This is a genomic window from Fontimonas sp. FW305-C-3, from assembly GCF_058783185.1.
On record NZ_JBYSYK010000005.1, the window covers coordinates 262,998 to 282,921 of the forward strand.

General features: G+C 65.5%; 22 protein-coding genes. 5 read left to right on the forward strand and 17 right to left on the reverse strand.

Annotation, left to right across the window (positions count from 1 at the left end; genetic code table 11):
* Position 1 precedes the first annotated feature (1 nt).
* The 3 genes from AC3WUF_RS19845 to AC3WUF_RS19855 all read left to right on the forward strand — a co-directional run bounded on the left by AC3WUF_RS19845 (position 2) and on the right by AC3WUF_RS19855 (position 2,213).
* A complete protein-coding gene (locus AC3WUF_RS19845) occupies positions 2–778 on the forward strand; it encodes a cytochrome c1 (RefSeq protein WP_492428897.1) in 777 nt (258 codons plus the stop codon).
* Positions 779–877: 99 nt separating this feature from the next.
* Entirely contained in the window at positions 878–1,486 is a 609-nt protein-coding gene (locus AC3WUF_RS19850; protein ID WP_492428899.1) for a glutathione S-transferase N-terminal domain-containing protein, read from the forward strand.
* Between the two features lie 328 nt (positions 1,487–1,814).
* The gene (locus AC3WUF_RS19855) at positions 1,815–2,213 is read left to right on the forward strand and encodes a ClpXP protease specificity-enhancing factor (protein ID WP_492428901.1); all 399 of its coding nucleotides are present in this window, start codon (positions 1,815–1,817) and stop codon (positions 2,211–2,213) included.
* 14 nt (positions 2,214–2,227) lie between these two features.
* Here the strand turns inward: AC3WUF_RS19855 and AC3WUF_RS19860 are convergent, their stop codons facing one another.
* Genes AC3WUF_RS19860 through AC3WUF_RS19875 form a run of 4 tightly spaced genes read right to left on the reverse strand, consistent with a single transcriptional unit; the run spans position 2,228 to position 6,559 of the window.
* The gene (locus tag AC3WUF_RS19860; protein WP_492428903.1) at positions 2,228–3,445 is read right to left on the reverse strand and encodes an alpha/beta hydrolase family protein; all 1,218 of its coding nucleotides are present in this window, start codon (positions 3,443–3,445) and stop codon (positions 2,228–2,230) included.
* 18 nt (positions 3,446–3,463) lie between these two features.
* Positions 3,464–4,882, reverse strand: a complete 1,419-nt coding sequence (locus tag AC3WUF_RS19865; protein ID WP_492428905.1) for an FAD-binding oxidoreductase — start codon at positions 4,880–4,882, stop codon at positions 3,464–3,466.
* A 43-nt stretch (positions 4,883–4,925) separates the two neighbouring features.
* Positions 4,926–5,267, reverse strand: a complete 342-nt coding sequence (locus tag AC3WUF_RS19870; RefSeq protein ID WP_492428907.1) for a YraN family protein — start codon at positions 5,265–5,267, stop codon at positions 4,926–4,928.
* A gap of 2 nt (positions 5,268–5,269) precedes the next feature.
* Positions 5,270–6,559: a penicillin-binding protein activator gene (locus AC3WUF_RS19875; RefSeq protein WP_492428909.1), complete on the reverse strand. Its 1,290-nt coding sequence runs from the start codon at positions 6,557–6,559 to the stop codon at positions 5,270–5,272.
* A 42-nt stretch (positions 6,560–6,601) separates the two neighbouring features.
* On the opposite strand from AC3WUF_RS19875, the gene rsmI reads away from it, so the two are divergent.
* A complete protein-coding gene (gene rsmI / locus AC3WUF_RS19880; protein ID WP_492428911.1) occupies positions 6,602–7,468 on the forward strand; it encodes a 16S rRNA (cytidine(1402)-2'-O)-methyltransferase in 867 nt (288 codons plus the stop codon).
* A gap of 15 nt (positions 7,469–7,483) precedes the next feature.
* Here the strand turns inward: rsmI and AC3WUF_RS19885 are convergent, their stop codons facing one another.
* The 4 genes from AC3WUF_RS19885 to AC3WUF_RS19900 form a co-directional block, all read right to left on the reverse strand.
* Positions 7,484–7,936: a PaaI family thioesterase gene (locus AC3WUF_RS19885; RefSeq protein WP_492428913.1), complete on the reverse strand. Its 453-nt coding sequence runs from the start codon at positions 7,934–7,936 to the stop codon at positions 7,484–7,486.
* The gene (locus tag AC3WUF_RS19890; protein WP_492428915.1) at positions 7,933–8,673 is read right to left on the reverse strand and encodes a sulfurtransferase; all 741 of its coding nucleotides are present in this window, start codon (positions 8,671–8,673) and stop codon (positions 7,933–7,935) included. The genes AC3WUF_RS19885 and AC3WUF_RS19890 overlap by 4 nt, the downstream gene beginning before the upstream one ends.
* A gap of 69 nt (positions 8,674–8,742) precedes the next feature.
* A complete protein-coding gene (locus AC3WUF_RS19895) occupies positions 8,743–9,327 on the reverse strand; it encodes a GDYXXLXY domain-containing protein (protein ID WP_492428917.1) in 585 nt (194 codons plus the stop codon).
* The gene (locus tag AC3WUF_RS19900) at positions 9,324–10,631 is read right to left on the reverse strand and encodes a DUF2157 domain-containing protein (RefSeq protein ID WP_492428919.1); all 1,308 of its coding nucleotides are present in this window, start codon (positions 10,629–10,631) and stop codon (positions 9,324–9,326) included. Before AC3WUF_RS19900 ends, AC3WUF_RS19895 begins: the two co-directional genes overlap by 4 nt.
* Positions 10,632–10,704: 73 nt before the next feature.
* Here AC3WUF_RS19900 and AC3WUF_RS19905 point away from each other — a divergent pair, with 73 nt between their 5' ends.
* A complete protein-coding gene (locus tag AC3WUF_RS19905; RefSeq protein ID WP_492428921.1) occupies positions 10,705–12,591 on the forward strand; it encodes an MFS transporter in 1,887 nt (628 codons plus the stop codon).
* 12 nt (positions 12,592–12,603) lie between these two features.
* Here AC3WUF_RS19905 and yfiB read toward each other — a convergent pair whose 3' ends face one another.
* The 9 genes from yfiB to holA all read right to left on the reverse strand — a co-directional run bounded on the left by yfiB (position 12,604) and on the right by holA (position 19,919).
* A complete protein-coding gene (yfiB, locus tag AC3WUF_RS19910) occupies positions 12,604–13,065 on the reverse strand; it encodes an outer membrane lipoprotein YfiB (RefSeq protein WP_492428923.1) in 462 nt (153 codons plus the stop codon).
* 139 nt (positions 13,066–13,204) lie between these two features.
* Positions 13,205–14,572 carry a diguanylate cyclase domain-containing protein gene (locus AC3WUF_RS19915; RefSeq protein WP_492428925.1) on the reverse strand — a complete coding sequence of 456 codons (1,368 nt, stop codon included), beginning with the start codon at positions 14,570–14,572 and terminating at the stop codon, positions 13,205–13,207.
* Complete coding sequence (locus tag AC3WUF_RS19920; protein ID WP_492428927.1) at positions 14,569–15,141, reverse strand: YfiR family protein; 573 nt, start codon at positions 15,139–15,141, stop codon at positions 14,569–14,571. The genes AC3WUF_RS19915 and AC3WUF_RS19920 overlap by 4 nt, the downstream gene beginning before the upstream one ends.
* A gap of 239 nt (positions 15,142–15,380) precedes the next feature.
* Complete coding sequence (locus tag AC3WUF_RS19925) at positions 15,381–15,674, reverse strand: hypothetical protein (protein ID WP_492428929.1); 294 nt, start codon at positions 15,672–15,674, stop codon at positions 15,381–15,383.
* A 164-nt stretch (positions 15,675–15,838) separates the two neighbouring features.
* Positions 15,839–16,309 carry a 23S rRNA (pseudouridine(1915)-N(3))-methyltransferase RlmH gene (gene rlmH / locus AC3WUF_RS19930; protein WP_492428931.1) on the reverse strand — a complete coding sequence of 157 codons (471 nt, stop codon included), beginning with the start codon at positions 16,307–16,309 and terminating at the stop codon, positions 15,839–15,841.
* Positions 16,310–16,324: 15 nt separating this feature from the next.
* The gene (gene rsfS, locus AC3WUF_RS19935; protein WP_492428933.1) at positions 16,325–16,933 is read right to left on the reverse strand and encodes a ribosome silencing factor; all 609 of its coding nucleotides are present in this window, start codon (positions 16,931–16,933) and stop codon (positions 16,325–16,327) included.
* Entirely contained in the window at positions 16,917–17,576 is a 660-nt protein-coding gene (gene nadD / locus AC3WUF_RS19940; protein WP_492428935.1) for a nicotinate-nucleotide adenylyltransferase, read from the reverse strand. The genes rsfS and nadD overlap by 17 nt, the downstream gene beginning before the upstream one ends.
* Before the next feature lie 31 nt (positions 17,577–17,607).
* Entirely contained in the window at positions 17,608–18,903 is a 1,296-nt protein-coding gene (locus AC3WUF_RS19945; protein WP_492428937.1) for a glutamate-5-semialdehyde dehydrogenase, read from the reverse strand.
* A complete protein-coding gene (holA, locus tag AC3WUF_RS19950) occupies positions 18,900–19,919 on the reverse strand; it encodes a DNA polymerase III subunit delta (protein ID WP_492428939.1) in 1,020 nt (339 codons plus the stop codon). The genes AC3WUF_RS19945 and holA overlap by 4 nt, the downstream gene beginning before the upstream one ends.
* Positions 19,920–19,924 lie beyond the last annotated feature (5 nt).

The window sequence follows — 19,924 nt, forward strand, 5'->3', positions numbered from 1 at the left end:
CATGTTGCGTACTCTGGCACTGACCGGCGCACTGCTCGTCGCCGGGACCGCGCATGCGGCCGGCGGTCATGCGATGCCGTACAAGTTCGAAGCGGACCTCGGCAACGAGCCGTCGCTGCAGCGCGGCGCGCGCAACTTCATGAACTACTGCTCGGGTTGCCACTCGATGCAGCACCTGCGTTATGCGCGTCTCGCCGCCGATCTGGGCATTCCGGAAGACCTGCTCGAAAAGAACCTGATGTTCACCAGCAGCAAGGTCGGTGATCACATCCTGTCGTCGATGCCGAAGACTGCGTCGACCTGGTTCGGCGCGAATCCGCCGGATCTGACGGTCGAGACCCGCATGCGCGGCCCGGACTGGGTCTACAACTACCTGATGACGTTCTACGTCGACAGCGGTCGTCCGCTGGGCACCAACAACCTGATGCTGCCGGGCGCGTCGATGCCGAACGTCCTCGGTGCGCTGCAGGGCGTACAGGTCAAGAACGAAGCTCCGGCTGCGGGCCACGGCGAAGCTGCCGCTGGCGAGCACGCCGCCGAAGGCGAGCATGGCGGCGGGCACCACAAGCCTGCCCCGTTCACGCTGGTGGCCAAGGGCTCGATGGACGAGAAGGAATTCCAGAAGTTTGTCGCCGACACGGTCAACTTCATGGCCTATGCCGCCGAGCCGGGTGCGCTGACGCGCGTCGGTACCGGCGTCAAGGCCATCCTGTTCCTGATGCTGTTCACCTGGCTCGCCTATCTGCTCAAGCGCGAGTACTGGAAAGACGTTCACTAGCTGTCAAGATGACAACGGCGCCGTTCATGCTGTATCACTGGGGCATGAACGGCGCCGTTTTTTTTTGATATGTCGATACCCGCCAAAAGCAAATACGTGATGCAGACGCGCCCTGGCGCGCGTGCCGGCCTCACGTTGTTCTGCAGTCCGGCGAATTTCGGCAGTCTGTGGACACGCATCGTCCTGACCGAAAAGGACGTCGATCACGCCCGCACCGAGTGGGTCAGGCCCGGCAGCAAACCGCATCCGGATCTGGTCGTGCTCAATCCGACGCTGACGCTACCGACGCTGGCCGACCGCGATGCGGTGATCTATCCGGCCGGCATCATCTGCGAGTATCTCGACGAGCGATATCCGCATCCGCGCCTGACGCCGCAGGACCCCGCTGCCCGCGCGCTGTTGCGGATGATGCTGTCGCGCATGGAACACGAACTGCTGCCGCTGGCGCAGGCGATCATCGATGCCCCGCGCGCACCGGCCGCCAAGGCCCAGCGCAAGCAACTGACCGACAGCCTGATGGCCAGCAGCGCCTATTTCCCGCAACGCGGCTGGTGCATGGGCCTGGATTTCAATCTCGCCGACTGCGCTTGGGGCGCGCTGCTGTCGCAGCTGAGCGCGTTGCAGATCAAGCTGCCGGCCGATCCCCTGCTGCTGCGCTACATTGAACGCGTCCTCGCGCGGCCGAGCATCCAGGCCTGCCTGCGCTAGGGCCTGTTAACGCTATGGCAATCGCTGCGATGCCACGAGATTTGCGGCCAGGCAAGGCCCGGTCGACGAAGTTTGGTGACTCCAAATGAGGAGGCTGGAACGCCGCATGGCCGCAAATCCCGTGGCACCCCGAAGGGGCGGGACCGTTTTGGCGCATCGCCGCGTCATTCGTCGCTTATGTGCGTCAAGTACACCGCGCTCCTCGTTCCTTGCGCTGCGCCAAAACGGTCTCCGTCGCAGCGATTGCCATAGCGTTAACAGGCCCTAATCATTTCCGCACCGGCGATCCGCTCGCTTTCGCAGTCCGTCACTCCCCCCAATCGCAGCAATGACCAAATCACGCCGCCCGTATCTGATCCGCGCCATCTTCGACTGGGCCTGCGACAACGGCTACACCCCGCACCTGCTCGTCGCCGCCGACTACCCTGGCGTCGTCGTGCCGACGCAGTTCATCCAGGACGGCCGCATCACGTTGAACATCAGCCCGGTCGCGGTGCAGAACCTCAATCTGGACATCGAGCCGATCTGGTTTTCCGCGCGCTTCGGCGGTCAGCCTTATGACATCCAGGTGCCGTCGGGTGCGGTGATCGCCGCATTCGCACGCGAAAACGGCGAGGGCATCATCTTCGGCGACACCGAAGCCGCCGAAGCGGAAGCCGCGGCCAGCGCGCCGCCCGAGCCGGAACCGCCGAAGCCGAAGCGGCCGCAGCTGCGCGTCGTCAAGTAAGCCGACGGCGGGCGCTACCTCGCCAGCGGTCCGGCACCGCGCAGCACCGCGGTTTCGCCATCGATCCGCACTTCGCTGTCCCACAGGAACGATAGATGCGGGTGCGCCTCGCGCAGCAGCGGCAACGCCGCTGGATCGCCGCGCAGATGCCAATCCATCCAGGCCAGCGAGTAACGTGCGGCAATCTCGTGGCCCCAGCGCGACGTCGGCAGCAGCGCGTAGTTGGTGTGCTGCGCATGCGAAGCCGCTTCGGTCACGATGAAAGCACGGTCGCCTTCGAGCTTCTCGTAGACCGGCCGCACGATCGCCGGATTAAGGAAGGGAATCGGCGCGACCGGCCCATCGTGATCGCCGGTCTGGATCATCACCGGAATCGGATTGCGGTCGAACGGCGCGGAAGCCTCGCTGATCGGCGCCGCGGCGACCGCAGCGCGCAGACGCGACTCGACGGCCTGCAGGCCCAGCGTCGCAATGGCGCCCATGCTGTGGCCGATCACGCCGATGCGGCTGCGATCGAGCGCATCGCGCACCGGCGACTCGTTCAACAGCCAGTCGAGCGCATCCTGCGCTTCGGTGATGTTGTCGCCGGGGTCGCCTGTGGCTTCGTCGGCCGAATGGCCCTGGCCACTGAAATCGAACGCGAAGACCAGATAGCCGGCGTCGGCAAACACCTGATGCCACCAGCGATACATCGCGACATTGGTGTTCAAGCCTTCGAGCGCCAGAATCACGGGAAACGGACCGGAAGAAGGCGGCACCGTGCCGCGCTTCGGCAGCACGATCTCGCCGTAGAGCGCCGTACCGTAGCGGTTGTCGAACGTCACCGGCACCAGCGCCACCGCATCGTTGTAATCCGGATGGCCGTACCAGTGGTAGACCTGATCCAGACGCGAACCGTCCTGCAGCTGCGCCAGTGTCGCGCGCACGGTGAACGCGGCGAGGCCTGGATCGCTGATGTCGGCAATCGTCGCGCCCAGCGCCAGCGGATCGAATAGCCGCGCGACGGCATCGCGCGGCAGTAGCTCGGCCAAAGCATCGAGGTTGCCGATGACGGCCTCGATTTCCTGAGGCGCTGGCGGCGGCGATTCGCCCGCTTGCGAAGGCGGCCATGCACCCGCAGCCGCTCCGCCGCCGGGCGACGAGCCATCGCCACAGGCCGCGATCAGCAGCGAGAGAAACAGCATCTGCGCAGCGCGCTGCGCAAAACGCCGGATGACCAACGAGGAAGGCATGCCCGCTCCGATCAGAGATTAAATTCCCGGCAAGGCCTTGCCGGGATTCAGGATGCCGCGCGGATCGAGCGCGGTCTTGAGCGAACGCATGACGTCCAGCGTATCGCTGGCGATTTCCCAGCCGACGTAATCGCGCTTCTCGATGCCGACCCCATGTTCGCCGGACAGCGTGCCTTCCAGCGCCAGCACGAGGCGGAACACTTCGGCGAGGCAGGCGTGCACCGCTTTCATCTGCGCCGGATCTTCCGGATCGGCGAGCAGATTGGTATGCATGTTGCCGTTGCCGGCATGGCCGAAATTGACGATGCGTATGCCGTGCTTGCGCGACAACTCGGTCAGGCCGGCAACCAGTTCGGGCAACCTGGTGACCGGCACGCAGACATCTTCGTTGACCTTCTTCGGCGCGATCTTGCGCAGGGACGGCGACAGCGCCTTGCGACAGGTCCACAGCGTTTCGATTTCCACTGCGGTCTCCGCGGTCTTCAGCTCGATCAGACCCGCACCGCTCGCCGCCGCCGACACCGCGCGCAGGGCGGCGTCGATCGAATCCGCACTGCCGTCGACTTCCATCAGCAGCAACGCACCGACGCCGGGCGGAATGCCGGTCGGCTGGTAAGCCTCGGCGAGCTGCACCGCGTCGCCGTCCATGAACTCCAACGCGCTCGGCGTCTCCGCCTGCCCCATGATGCGCGCCACCGCTTCAGCGGCTGCCGCAACGTCGACATAGCAGGCGCGGACCGTCTTCGTGCACGCCGCCTTCGGCAACAGCTTGAGCGTCGCCTCGGTGATGATCGCCAAAGTGCCTTCGCTGCCGACCAGCAGGCGCGTCAGGTCATAGCCGACGACGCCCTTGGTCGTCGTGCAGCCGGTCTTGATCGAAGTGCCGGCGCCGGTCACCGCGCGCAGACCCAGCACGTTGTCGCGCGCGGTGCCGTACTTCACGGCGCGCGGTCCGCCGGCGCAACAACCCAGATTGCCGCCGACGGTCGAGTACGCCAGGCTGGTCGGGTCCGGCGCCCAGAACAGGCCATACTTTGCCGCCTCGGCCTGGACGTCGCCATTGAGCGCACCCGCCTCGCATTCGATCAGCCGGTCGCCCGGCACGATGCGCAGGATGCGATTCATCCGCTCCAGCGACAGCACGATGCCGCCATGGATCGGCACCGTCGCGCCGGTGGTGTTGGTGCCGCGCCCACGCGCGATCAGCGGCAGCGCGAATTCATTGCAGATCTTCGTGACGGCAACAACGTCGTCATGTGAGCGCGCCAGCACGACCGCCTGCGGCATCGCCATGCGCTTGGAATTGTCGTAGCCGTAAGCCAGACAATCGGCGGGATCGGTATAGAGCGCCTCCGCCGGAAAGTGCTCGCGCAAGCGGCGCAAGGCCGCATCGGGCAGCGGCGCAGCGGCTTGGATCGACGGGCTGGCTGAACTCATGGCCACATTCTGAACCCCTCGCGGGCGTCAGGCCAACATGGTCCTACGAAGCGTCGAACGCGGAACGTATCCACTCGCCCGGGCCGTCGCCGTCGTACAGCACGACATCGAAACGCAGCAGGTGCTGGGCGAACTGCGGATGACTGGCGAGGTACAGCTGGGTCGCGCGGATGATGCGGGCCTGTTTGCGATGGTCGATCGATTCCGCGGCACTGGCGAAAAGGCTGTTGCCGCGCGCACGGACTTCGACGACGACCAGGGTCTGGCCGTCGAGCATGATCAGATCCAGTTCACCGCCACGGCAGCGGAAATTGCGCTCGACGCTGCGCAGGCCCCGCGATTGCAGCAGGCGTTCGGCGGCGGCTTCCGCGTCGCCGCCGCGCATGGTTACCGAACGACTGCCGCGACCGGCGCTTTGGGCGGCAGCAGAACACCGTCGCGCATCTCGGCGCATTCGAGGCGGCGCAGCAGGGCGCTGCTGTCGCTCCACTCGAAACGGCCGCTCGCGCCCTGCGCAGCATCGCCGACGCGCAGTTGGCCGCTACGCAGCGCAGTCGCGACGCGATAGGCATCCCAACCGAGTGCATACAGGCGCGGCGTGCCGGCCACCCACGGCAGCCGCTGGGCGCGATCGCGCTCGACGGCCAGCTCGCCAGACTGGTCGAGCATGAACGGCATGTCGCAGAAGCGCAGGCCGCTCAGATCGCGATCGACCTTGCCGCTGTAGACCAGCGAAGTCGCGTAATGCGGCAGATCGCTGGCGCGATAGAAGCGCAGCTGCGGCATCAGGATGCGCGCATCGGCACTCTTGGCGGCGAGGAAGACGAAATCGATGTCGTCGCGGCGCTTGGCATCGAACTCGCTCTTGACGCCGATCACCGCGGTCAGCGATTTGTGCCGCTCCTCGCTGGTGTTGACGCCCATCAGCTGCGAAATCAGATCGGTCTGGTCGCTGACGCCGGGGCGATATCGTGCGCTCGCGACCAGTGCGCCGTTCCACTGCTGCAGGCGCGTCTGCAGCGCCGCCAGCACACGGGTTCCCCAGTCGCCTTCCGGTACCAGCGCGACCGCGCGGCGCAGGCCTTGCAGCACCGCGTCGTCGGCCGCGGAGCGCGCTTCGTCTTCCGGGGCGAGGCCGAGCTGATAGAAATTGAAAGGCGTCGGACTGCCCGGCGGTGCATCGAGGTAGTTCAGGGCGATGACCGGCACCGGCGGACGCAGCGCCGCCAGCTGCGCGACCTGCTCCTTGATCAAGGGCCCGATGATCATCGACGCGCCATCGTTCAGCGCGCGCTGATACGCAACCCGCAGCTGATCGACGCCGGCGCCGGTGTCGTAGACGCGCAGCTCGTCGCGCGCGCCATCCGCGAAATGCCGCGCCATGACACCGTCGCGCACCGCTGTCGAATTCGCCGCGAACGAGCCGCTCAGCGGCAGCAGCAGCGCGATCCTGCCGCTGGCGTTGGCGGCATAGGGCGGAGGCTCGTTGAGCCAGGCCTGGACGCGCTCCGGCATGGGCGTCGGCAGGTTCGGCGCAGCGACCGGCGGCGCCGGCCGATTGCCGCTGTCCGGCTGCGGAATCGGGCTGACGCAGGCGGCGGCGCAGGCCGCCAGGCTCAGCGCCAGCAAGCGCTGCAGGCCACGCAGGGTTTGGGGTGCGGCGGGCGTTGGAACCATAATCCCAAGTATGACATGCACACTTGCGGCAGGCGCCGGCCCATGAGCACTTCCAGCCGCGCCGCGGAACCCGGCCACCTGTACGTGGTGGCCACCCCGATCGGCAATCTCGGCGACCTGTCGCCGCGGGCACAGGCGGTCCTCGCCGCAGTCGACCGCATCTGCGCCGAGGACACCCGCAACAGCGCACGGCTGCTGGCGCATTACGGCATCCGCACCGCGCTGACCGCGGTTCATGACCACAACGAATCCAGCGCCTGCGCCAGCCTGATCGGCGCGTTGCAGGACGGCAAGGCGCTGGCACTGATCTCGGATGCAGGCACGCCGCTGATTTCCGATCCGGGCTTTGTGCTGGTCCGCGCCGCGCGCGCGGCCGGCGTGCCGGTGATCACGATTCCCGGGCCCTGCGCCGCCGTGGCCGCGCTGTCGGTCTCCGGCCTGCCGAGCGACCGCTTCGTCTTCGAAGGCTTCCTGCCGGCCAAGTCGTCGGCTCGGCGTCAGCGCCTGCAGGAACTGCAAGGCGAAACCCGGACCCTGATCCTCTACGAATCCAGCCACCGGATTACCGACACCGCCGCCGATCTCGCGGCGCTCTACGGCGCGCGCGCGGTGTGCCTGGCCCGCGAACTGACGAAGCTGCACGAGCAGAGCGTCACCCTGCCCGCCAGCGAACTGCCCGGCTGGATCGCCGCCGACAGCAATCGTGAGCGCGGCGAATTCGTGCTGCTGATCGAAGGCGCCGCGGAAAGCGCCGCGGGTGTCGGCATCGACGTCGAACGCATGCTGCGTCTGCTGATCAAGGAACTGCCCCTATCGACCGCAGCGCGCCTCGCGGCCGAGATCAGCGGCGGCCGCAAGAAGGAGCTGTACGACCTGGCGCTGAAGCTGCAGGGATCCGCGCCGGAATAACGCGGCCGCTCCGAATCAGTCGAGAAACTTCGACACGCCCAGCTTGAGGCCCTTGCCGGGCAGCGCCATCAGCGTCGACGTACCGTGCGCAACCAGCTCGTCGCGCTCATCGAAGATGCTCGCTTCGGTATAGCTGATGACGCGACCCGCGCGCAGGCAACGCCCTTCCGCCCGCAGCCGGCCCTGGCTGACGGCTTTCAGATAGTTGAGCTTGAGATCGACGTTGACGAGGCCGCAGTCGTCCGGCAGCCGCAGGAAGCCGGCCCAGAACGTCGCGGTGTCGATCAGCGTCGCCAGCACGCCGCCATGGACGATGCCGAAAGGCTGCAGGTGGCGCTGGCCGAGTTCGATGTCGATGCGGCAGGTATCGAATGCAATGTCGCCGAGCGTCATGCCGATCAGCGATGGATAGTCGGCGCTACGCACGCTCTCCTTGAGCGCGGCGACATAAGCGGGATTCGGCGTCATGCGCTGTCCTCGTTGGTAGGTCTCAGATCGCCGTCGAGCGCGCGGCGCTCGTCGAAGACGAAGCAGTCGCCGTGAAAGTGCGCGCTGCCGCAGTCCTCGAAGTACTGCAGGATGCCGCCCTGCAGCTGCAGCACGCGGTCGTAGCCCGACTGCAGCATCCACGGCGCGGCTTTTTCGCAGCGGATGCCGCCGGTGCAGAAGGTGACGACGGTCTTGCCGGCAAACGCTTCCGGGGGCGGCAGCTTGTCGGGGTACTCGGAAAACTTCGCGATATCGGGATGGATGGCGCCGTCGAACGTGCCATGGTCGACCTCGAAGGCATTGCGCGTATCGAGCAACACGATTTCGCGCCCGCCATCGTCGTGGCCCTGATCGAGCCAGACCTTGAGCTGCCGGGGCGTGACCGCCGGCGCCGGCGTCTGCGCCGGCTGCACCTGCGGCTGATCCATGCGGATGATCTCGCGCTTGATCTTGACCAGCATCTTGCGGAACGGCTGTGTCGCGGATTCGCTGCGCTTGAGCGTCAGATGTGCCAGACGCGAATCGGCGTCGAGCGCCGCGATGAATGCCTTGATCCCGGTGTGACTGCCGGCGAGGAACAGATTGATGCCTTCATCGGCGAGCAGAATCGTACCCTTCAGCTCCCGCGCTTCCGCCGCGGTCAGCAAACGCTCGCGCAGCTCCTCGAGGTTCTGCAGGGTGACGAAGCGATAAGCGGCGATGTTGAGAACGGACATGACGGGACGTGCTTCAGGAGACGCGCATTATCCGCGATCTGCACCGCCCGGTTAAACGGTTCACTGGACTCACTGGGCCCTGTTCACCAGCTCGCCATTAAGCACGAGATTTTCGAGGACGGCGTAACCGTCAAGGACGCGCACGGTCGCGTAGGTCGGCTGCGCGCTGGGCAGCGGTTCCTCATCCGGCCCCAGCCGCAGATTGCTCTCGCGATAGCGTTGCTCGACCTGGGGCGCCTGCTCTTCGTCAAGATAGTAGCGATCGAACGGCAGGCGCAACCGGGTCTGCTCGCTATCCTTCCACAGCACCGTCACCGGCAGATAGTCGCCTGCATCCGGCATCGTTGCCTTGACCGTATGCAACTGCGCGAATCCATTGGCGTCGAGGCGAATGGACGCATAGCCGCGCTGCCCCTCGTACAAGCTTGGATCGATATGCGTCGACGGCACGAGTGCCGCCTCGAAATCGAGAATCACGTAACGCCCACGGAACGGATCGGAAGGATCGACCGGTGCGGTGCGGAACTTGTACGGCATGCCCTGTTCCAGCGCCGTCTGTCCGCGGTGAATCAGAGCCAGCGGTATCGACCACTGGATCAGGCACAACGCGGCCAGTCCCAGCAACAGCGCGCGTCGCTGGCTCTGCGTCTTCATGCACGCACCTTGCGGCGCATCCAGGCGTTGGCCGCTAGAAACGCCGCACCGGTCAGCAAGAACGCGATGCCGCGCGCGGTGAACGACCATTCGGTGTCGAGGAAGCGCAACAGGATCAGCGCCGCGATCAGCAGCAAGCCGCCGGTGGCCTGGCCCTGATCACGCTGCGCAATGCCGACGCGCACGCGGGCGAGCCCGAGCACCAGGACATACAGCGTCATGAAGATCGCCAGGTGAACCGCCCAGGGTTCGACGTCTGTACACACCACCAGCGCCATGACCAGCGCAGGAATGATCTGCATCGCAGCCAGCGGCTTGCCGCCTTGCAGCGCGCGCCAACTCAGCACTGCGAGCAAGGCCATGCCGACGATCAGCACGGTCCACTGCTGCGGCACCGCCTCGAGCGCCTGCACCGACCATTCCATGCGCCAGGCCTCGGGGAAGCTGCCGAGCAGCGCACCCCAGGTCGTCGCCAGTCCGCCGTAGAGTGCGAGCGGCCGGCGCCAGATCGACAGCGACGCATCGCGCATGAGTGCATCGAGCATCACCAGCAGCGCACCGAGCTCGACGAACCACCAGATCCCCAGTGCCGGCGAACGCAGCAGATTGCCAAGCACCGCGACGAAGAACAGCGGAACCAGGGCCGCGAGCAGCGCATTGAAGCGCAGCGAATCGTTCGATGCCGGCGCCGATCGCGCCAGTCGCCAGACCTGCGGCGCCAGCAATGCGAACAGCGCCAAGGTACCGAGCATGCGCCAGGCCTCGACGCCCGCAGGTCCGCTCCAACCGAACCCCCCGCCGATCGTGCTCCAGCCGGTGAATGCCGCCGCGCACAGCACGAGCACGGCACTGACGTTCATCAGGTAGGCCAGCGGCAGCGCCACGAGACCGCAGGTCAGCAGATAGCGATCGAGATCGCCGGGGAAGTGATAGATCTGCCCGACCAGCGCGAGGGCGGCGGCGAACGCCAGTGCAGTGAACGCCGCCCAGGCTTCGCGCCACGCCAGGGAAGCGTCGCGCATCGTCACGCGGATGCAGGCGAACTGGCCGGCTGCCAGCGGTGCAAATGCCAGCAACAGGCGCAGCGGACGCGAAAGCTGATCCCAGTTATGCGCGACGAGCAGCACGACGCCCAGGCCGATCAGCAGCAGACCCAGCAGCGGAAATACGATGCCGGTCCAACCGCCAGCCGCGTCGCGATTCGCATAGCGCTCGCGCAATCGCGTTGCCGTCGCAGCGTCGAGTACACCTTCGCGCTCCAGCTGCGGCAGCTCCTGCAGGAGCCAGTCGGCCTGTCGTTTCATAGCCCGATCATGCCGCAAAGCCCGCCAGCCGCACAGGCGCTATGCTTGTGCGCATGACGATTGGGGGTAGTTCATGAGCGGCGAAGAGAAGAGTCAGTTCGGCCTGCTGGGCCAGCGGCGTTTCGGGCCTTTCTTCCTGACCCAGACGCTGGGTGCGTTCAACGACAACGTCTTCAAGAATGCGCTGATCATCCTGGTGACTTTCGGCATCGTCGGACTGTCGGCCGACGACATCAACTACTACATCAATCTCGCCGGCGGCCTGTTCATCCTGCCGTTCTTCCTGTTCTCTGCGACGGCCGGTCAGATTGCCGAGAAATACGAGAAGGCGCAGCTGATCCGTGCGGTGAAGCTGGCTGAGATTCTGATCATGTGCCTCGGCGTCGCCGGCCTGGTCCTGACCAGCCTGCCGATTCTGTTCACGACGCTGTTCCTGCTTGGCGCCCAGGCGGCGGTGTTCGGCCCGGTCAAGTATTCGATCCTGCCGCAGCATCTGCAGGAACACGAGCTGGTTGGCGGCAATGCCTGGGTCGAGGCTGCGACTTTCCTCGCGATTCTGCTCGGCACGATGCTGGGCGGCTGGCTGATGGCGCGCGAAGGCGGCGCGACGACGGTCAGCGCAGCGGTGGTGTTCTTCGCCGTGCTTGGCTATCTCGCGTCGCGCTGGATTCCGCCCGCAGCCGCAGCCGCGCCGGACCTGCGCATCAACTGGAATCCGCTGACCGAGACCTGGCGCAATTTCCGCTTCATGCAGACCAACCGCACCGTGCTGCTGTCGGTGCTCGGCATCTCCTGGTTCTGGCTCTACGGCGCGATGTTCCTGTCGCAGCTGCCGAGCTACACCAAGACCGTGCTCGGCGGCGACGAAACCGTCGTCACCTTGCTGCTGACGGTATTCTCGCTGGGCATCGGCATCGGCTCCCTGCTGTGCGAACGCCTGTCCGGGCACAAGGTGGAGATCGGCCTGGTGCCGCTCGGCTCCATCGGCCTGACGCTTTTCGGCATCGATCTTTTCTTCGCGCAGCCGGCCGTTGCGGCCGCCAACATTTCGGCCGGCGCGTTCATGCAGATCGCCGCCAGCCACCGCGTGCTGTGGGATCTGTTCCTCATTGGCGTGTTCGGCGGCTTCTATATCGTGCCGCTTTACGCATTGATCCAGACGCGGTCCGAGGCCAGCCATCGCTCGCGCATCATCGCCGGCAACAACATTCTCAACGCGCTGTTCATGGTCGTCGCCGCCTTGCTGGCGATCGTCCTGCTCAAGGCCGGCCTGACGATTCCGCAACTGCTGCTGACCACCGCGCTGATGAATGCCGCGGTCGCCGTCTTCATCTACTCGCTGGTGCCCGAGTTCCTGATGCGGTTCATGATCTGGATGCTCATCAACACGCTGTACCGCATCCGCAAGGTGGGGCTGGAAAACATTCCGGACGAGGGCCCGGCGGTCGTCGTCTGCAACCATGTCAGCTTCGTCGATGCGCTGATCCTTGGCGGCAACATCCGCCGGCCGGTGCGCTTCGTCATGTACTACAAGATCTTCCGCATTCCGGTACTCAACTTCATTTTCCGCACCGCCAAGGCAATCCCGATTGCCGGATCGAAGGAAGATCCGGAGTTGATGGCCAAGGCCTTTGCGGATATCGAAGCGGCCTTGAAGGCAGGCGACGTCATCGGCATCTTTCCCGAAGGCGGCCTGACGATGGATGGCGAGATGACCACATTCCGCCCCGGCGTCGAACGTGTGCTCGCTGCAACGCCGGTGCCGGTGATTCCGGTCGCTCTGCGCGGCCTGTGGGGCAGCCTGTTCTCGCGCCGCGACAATTTCCTCAAGCGCGCGCGCCTGCCGCGTCGCTTCTGGTCGCGCGTGGAAATCGTCGCCGGCCCGCCGATTCCGGCCGCACAGGCCAGCGCTGCTTTGCTCGAAGCAAAGGTTCGCGAGCTGCGCGGGGATATGGCCTGAAAGGTGTTGCCGCTATGGCGCGGCGAGTACGCCGGACGTCACGATGATCTCGACGCGCCGATTCTGCGCGCGACCTTCTTCGCTAGCATTGTCGGCTGCCGGCTGGTCGGCGCCGTAGCCTTCGCTCTCGACGTTCTCCTTGGAGAATCCCGACGCAACGAGGACGGCGGCGACGCTTTCGGCGCGCCGCAACGACAGTTCCTTGTTGTATTCGCGTGCGCCGATGTTGTCGGTATGGCCTTCGACACGCAGCTGGTCGATGTCGACAGCCAGCAACTGACGCGCGGCGTCAGCAATTGAACTGCGCAGCTCGGGAGCCAGATCTGCCTTGTTGAACTCGAAGGAGATGCGCTCCGGCAGCGTCAACTGCCAGCCGTCGGTGACGGGCTGAAATCCGAGCCCGGCCAGCGTTTTCGCCTGCCGGTCCGCGAGACTGGCGCAGCCGCTCAACGTGAACGCAGCCCAGACCAGCAAGACCGCGAATGCGGCAGGCGTGCGAGCGTGACTCCCTTGTGTTCTATGTTTTCCGTTCATGGTTCTTTGTCCATTCGGGTGGGTCGTACCGCGACGACCTGTCGTGCGGACCAGATTCGCGGGCGGGTGAAGCGCTGATTCAGTGCTGCCTGAGTACCTCGCGGACCGGCTCGGCGAAACCGGGACGCGATGCCATCTCCCGGGTCTTCCCGCCGATCTCCGGCTTTGGATTGATCGCGGCTTCAGCGGCACCGGCAATCATCTGCCACTGGGTCACCTGGCCGCGCCGATGATTGCCGTTCTTGATCAGGTACATCGCGCGATCGGCCTGGTGCATCAGATCTTCCGGATTGCCTGCGACGTCCGGATAGATTGCCGTACCGATGCTCACCCCCGGCTTGATCACGACATTGGCGTGATGCACGGGCTGCTCGAGCGCTGCACGCAATTCGCTCAGAATCGCGTCCAGATCGGCGTGCTGGCGTAGCGGCGACAGCAAAAGGACAAACTCGTCGCCGCCAAGCCGCGCTGCGAAGGTCTCGTGCTCGCGCCACGCGCCCAGGCGCGCGGCGATGCGGCTCAGCAGCTCGTCGCCGACCGCATGACCGAAGGTGTCGTTGATCAACTTGAACGCGTCGATGTCCAGATAGAACAGGCAGGCGCGACCATCGTTGAGATTGCAGCTGTCGATCGTCGTCTGCAGGATCGAATCGAACATTGCGCGGTTCGGCAGCCCGGTCAGCACATCGATATATGCAGCCCGGCGCAGCGCCTCGTTGCTCTGCGTCAGGCGGCGGTCCCGCAGTCCGATTTCCTCAAGCAGCACGTTGAACTCGAGGCGCAGATCCTCGACCTCGGCGAGCGACGACGCCGGCGCGCGCTGGCTGAAGTCGCGATGTTCGATCATGCGCTGGACGATCTCGCGCAGTTGGTAGATCGGTTCGGTGAAACGAACGGTGTATGTACGGCCCACGATCAGCGCGCAGCCGGCGAACAGCATCATGCCGAAGACGAGCCAGGCGAGCAGTCCCAGCAGCGTACTTACCATCGGCTCGGCGCCACCTTCGAGCATGACGCTGCCAATGCGTCGTCCTTCGAGGAAGACATCCTGCTCGACGCGCTCCATACCGACCAGACCGGCGAGCACGCCGAGCAGGCCTTCCGGATGCCGCTCGAAGCGCGCCAGAACGACGTTCGATTCGTCGCGAATCTCGGCGGCCGTAAGGCCTACTTCGCGCGGGATCGACCGCAGGATTTCCGCCGCGGTTTCCGAGTCGCGAAACTCGATCGCGCTACTGCTCTCGCTCGCGGCAAAGCTGATCAGCGCCTGCAGATTGCGCGCCGTCTGCTGATGCAAGGAGTCGTAGCTGAGCAGAAACGCGCCAGCGCCGACGACCAGAATCGCCAGCGTCGAGATCGCCAGCAGCGCTCGTCCGATATGCGCCGCGGAGATCGTTGCCGATCCGGTCGCCGGCGCGGATTCGTTGCTTGATGTTTTCGCGCTCATCGTTCGTGGTCGCTGGCCGCGCGAACCATGCCGACCGTCAGCAGGCGTGCGCTGACTTCCAGCGTGGATTCCTTGATCGTCGAAAGATTGACCTCGAATTTCCGCCGCGGCTGCGGTCCATCGACCGCGAGGTGCAGGCAGATCTGTCCGCCGGCGGAACAGAAGCCGGCACCGGAGCCGACGGCGAGGATCGGCATTTTTCGGATGCGCGACAGGACCTGATCCGCGATTTCGTTGCTGGCTGCGGTGAGGTCGAGTACCTGGCACTCGTCGAGCGCGGCATCGGCTTCGATGTGGCTGACGGCGAAAGGCTTGCCGCGAACGGTGCGTCCAACGTAGGCGCGTTCCTGATCGCGCGGCAGATCGCCGATGACGCAGATCTGCCAGGCCGGCAGTCGATCTTCAGCTTTCCAGCGGACGTGGCGAACAAAGCCGACGATGTACTCCGCCGAAGTATTCAATCCGTCGGATGTCGCTGGTGCCGGCGCGCCGCCGAATGCCGTCCAACAGGTCAGCGCGGCTGCCATCGCCAGTAGCCAACCGGTGTAGAACGCAGAGTTGCGGACCATCGTTAGAGAAATCATCGCGAGACTTAAGTCCTGCGCAAGATACTCTTAGTGTCTGCGTCGTTCTACAGAAAATTTGCGGCCGCGCTCGAAGCGTCAGAGCTTTTCCTACCTGCGCTGATGCTTCTGCGAAATGCTACTTTTTGGTCACTTAAATTCTTGCGCAAATCATCGCTTGGCAATGACCCGGACGATGGCTCGGATGATCAGCTCGGCATCGCGCAAGTGCGTCGATCTGCCGCTCAGGTTTCGTTTGCAAACTGAGCAGCGTCCATCTCGACATACAGCAGCTTGGCATCGTGCGCGGCACCGGCTTCGTCGGCGTAATAGCCGTTCGCCCGCGGCGGCAGCGCGATCTGCGCCTTGAGGCGGCCCGGCAGGCTATGCGCGGCTTCGCTGCGAATCTGCTGCAGGGCGACATTACCCTGCGCGGCGATGACATCGCTGAGCGTGGGTTCCGATGCATGGGCGAAGCTCGCCGGCAGCACCGACAGCATCAGGACAAGGGCGAGAGAGGTCAGCTTACGGTTCGACATGGCGGGCTCCGCTGTGAGGATGTAAGCCTCTTATTGCGAAGCGCGTGCCAAGCGTGCCTTCAGATCAAGTACCTGATTTATATTGCTTTAATTGCTGACTACTGGGACCGTCCGCTGTCCGCGCGACAGCTGCGGACAGTCCACCGGACAGTGTCCGCGGCCGCTCAGGCGCGGTGGTAGGGGTGGTTGCTGAGCAGGCTCCAGGCGCGAAACAGCTGCTCGGCCACGAAGACGCGCACCAGCGCATGCGGCAATACCAGCTTCGACAGCGACCACTTGCGATCCGCGCGAGCCAGCACTTCCGCCGAGTGACCATCCGGGCCGCCGACCAGCAGACAGGTGTCGCGGCCCGACTGCATCCATTTCTGCAGCTCGGTCGCCCATTGCGGGCTGCTCAGCGCTTCGCCGCGTTCATCGAGTGCGATGACGAAACTGTCGCGCGGGATTGCCTTGAGAATCTTCTCGCCTTCCTGCTGCTTGGCACGCTCGATATCGGCGTTCTTGCCGCGCTGTGCCGGCGCGATCTCGACGAGTTCGAGCCGGCATTCATGCGGCAGCCGCGAGGAGTAGTCGGCCCAGGCCGTTTCGACCCAGGCCGGCATGCGCGTACCCACTGCGATCAGATGGATACGCACGCCGCACTCATTCCATCAGCGCGCGGATTTCTTGGCCGGCTTGCGGGCAGGCGCTTTCTTCGCCGCTGACTTTGCCGCGGGCTTCTTGGCGACCGGTTTCTTCGCCGCCGGCTTGGTGGCCGCAGCTTTCTTCGCCACCGGCTTCTTGGCCGGTGCCGGCTTGCCGCCTGGCCCCTTGCGTGGCGCCGCCTTGCCGGACTTTTTCGCCGGTGCTGCCTTGCCTGCGGATTTCTTCGCGGCGGGCTTCGCCGTCTTCGGACGCGGCATCGGCTGCGGCACTTCTTCCTCGACGGTCCACAGCTTCTCGAGCTGGTAGAACGCGCGGGCCTGCGCCTGCATCACGTGAACGACCACGCCGCCGAGATCGACGAGCACCCATTCGCCGGTGTCCGCGCCTTCCATGCCCAAGGGCCGGAAGCCGGCTTTCTTGGCGTCCTCGGCGGCGTTCTGCGCCAGCGATTTCACATGGCGGTTCGAAGTGCCGGTGCAGATGATCATCGTGTCGGTGACCGTCGTCAGCTTCTGGACGTCGAGCACGGTGATCTGCTGGCCCTTGAGGTCCTCGAGCGCGTTGACGACGATCTTGGACAGGGTGGTGGGCTTGGCTTTAGTGGGTTGTGGCATCGTCATCCTGAGTCAGCGCCGCAACATCCGCGGCGGTCATAGCGTTGAGTATGGCATCGGGCACCAGCCCGCGCACCGAGCGTCCGGACTTCAGCAGACGGCGAATCCGGGTCGAGGAAATATCCAGCATCGGCACTTCGAAGCGGTACCAGCGACCGCAGGGCGCGTTCTGCAATTCGCTGACGTCCTGCGCGCAGGGGCCAAGCAGCTCACGGGTCTGCGCCGAAGCTTCAAGCGCGGCGCCCGGGCGCGACACGACCGCAAGATGGGCGATGCCGAGCAGTTCGCGCCAGCGGTGCCAGGCGTGCAGATGCGCAAACGCATCGCTGCCCATCAGCAACACCAGCGAACTGTTCGGAAAATGCTCGCGCAGCGTCAGCAGCGTATCGACCGTGTAGGACGGACCGTCGCGCAGCAGTTCGGTGTCGTCCGCCACCAGTCCGCGCTCGCGACGCGTTGCAGCCTTGAGCCATTCCAGCCGGCGCTGCGGATGCACGCGCGAGTCGGGCCGGTGCGGCGGATGCGCGGTCGGAATCAGGCGCACCTGCTGCAGGCCGAGGCGCTCGCGCGCTTCGATCGCAAGACGCAGGTGACCATTATGGAAAGGTGCGAACGCGCCGCCGAAAATGCCGATGGATCTCATCGGCGCTCAAGCCGGACCGCGGGTCGGGCGATCAACGAACGTTACCGTCGCCGAGCACAACCCACTTCAGACTGGTCAGGCCCTCGAGGCCGACCGGACCGCGCGCATGGAATTTGTCGGTGCTGATGCCGATCTCGGCGCCCAGACCATACTCGTAGCCATCGGCAAAACGCGTCGAGGCATTGACCATCACCGAGCTGGAATCCACTTCGCGGACGAAGCGGCGCAGCTTGCTGTAGTTCTCGGTCACGATGCAGTCGGTGTGATGCGAGCCGTACTTCTCGATGTGGTCGATCGCCATGTCGAGGCCATCGACGATGCGGATCGACAGGATCGGCGCGAGGTACTCGGTGTACCAGTCTTCCTCGGTCGCCGGAATCGCATCTTCCAGCAGCTTGCAGGTCGCCGCGCAGCCACGCAGCTCGACGCCGGCGTCCTGGTAGATCTGCCCCAGCTCCGGCAGCAGCTTGGCGGCGATCGCCTTGTCGACCAGCAGGGTTTCCATCGTGTTGCAGGTGCCGTAGCGCTGCGTCTTGGCGTTGACCGCCACCGCCATCGCCTTCTCGCGATCGGCATCGGCGTCGATATAGACGTGGCAGACGCCGTCCAGATGCTTGATGACCGGCACGCGCGCGGCCGACGACACCGCAGCGACAAGTCCCTTGCCGCCGCGCGGAATGATGACGTCGATGTATTCCGGCATCGAGACCATTTCAGTCACGGTCTGGCGATCGGTGATGTCGAGCACCTGCACCGCATCCTTCGGCAGACCGGCATCGGTCAGCGCGCGCTCGATGCAGCGCGCGATCGCCTGGTTGGAGCGCAGCGCTTCGGAACCGCCACGCAGGATCGCGGCGTTGCCGGACTTCAGGCACAGCGCGGCGGCGTCGGCCGTCACGTTCGGGCGCGATTCGTAGATGATGCCGACCACGCCCAGCGGCACGCGCATGTGGCCGACCTGGATACCGGACGGGCGCAGCTTCATGTTCATCAGCTCGCCGACCGGATCGGCCAGCGCGGCGACCTGGCGCACGCCATCGGCCATCGCCTGGATACGGCTGGTCGTCAGCTCGAGGCGATCGAGCATGGCTTCGTCGAGCTTGGCGGCCCGGCCTTCGCGCATGTCGACGGCGTTGGCGGCCAGGATGGTCTTGGCCTCGTCGACCAGGATCTGCGCCAGGGCGAACAGGCAGGCGTTCTTCATGCCGGTGTCGGCACGCGCCATCGCACGCGCGGCGGCGCGCGCCTTGACGCCCCGCTCGCGCATGTCGGCGGCGATGCTGTCGTTCCTGGCCTTGGGTGCAGCTTTGGTAACAGACGGACTCATTGTGTTGGCTGGAGCGCCGCCCCACTGGCGGCAAGGACCAATGTTATCAATTCTTCCCAGGCGGCAGACTCCTGGCCGGTTTTGACCAGACGGTCGATCCGCGCCGCGCGGCGCAACCAGCCCATCGCCTCGCCCGGCCGGCTGCGCGGCACAGCACGCAGGAATTTCTGCTGCTGGGACGCATAGATACCGGCGCTGGCACAGGCCGCAGTGGCATCCCGGCTGCGGGCGTAGGCGACGGTCGCCTTGATCAGCTGACGCAGGTTCCACATCAGCGCGCCGAGGATTTCCAGCGGCGAGAGCCCTTCTTCGCGCATGCGGTCGAGGCTGCGCACGGCGCCGGCGGCATCGCCGGCCAGCACGCGGTCGCTCAGGTCAAACGCCTGGAAGCGCGCATTGTCGGCCACCGCCTGGGTGACATCGTCGGCACTGACCGTATGGCCGGGGAACAGCAGGGCCAGCTTGGCGGCATCCTGCGCCGCGGCAAGCAGATTGCCCTCGGTGCGCTCGGCGAGCAGCCTGATCGCCTCGGCATCCGCCTTGACGCCCGCGCTGCTGAGGCGGTTTTCGATCCACGGCACGATGTCGGCACCCTTGATCGGCCAGAAATACAGGCTCGCGCCAGCCGTCTCCAGGGCCTTGAACCAGGCCGCCGAGCGGGCGCGCGACTCCAGCGGACCGCAGACGACCAGCAGCAGCACGTCGTCCTGCGGGCGCACGGCGATTTCCTGCAGCATCTTGGCGCCCGTCGCATCCGGGCCGGCCGCCATGCGCACTTCGACGATCCGCCGGCTGGCGAACAGCGACATGCTCGCGCAGCTGTCGGCCAGCTGCTGCCAGTTGAAGCCGCGTTCGACGTCGAGGACTTCGCGCTCGCTGAAACCGCGCGCACGCGCCACGGCGCGGATCGCGTCGAGGCTTTCCTGGATCAGCAGCGGCTCCTCGCCGGCGACCAGATAGATCGGCGCCAGCGATTTGGAGAGATGCGCGTTCAGTTGATGCGGCTTCAGCTGCACGGTCG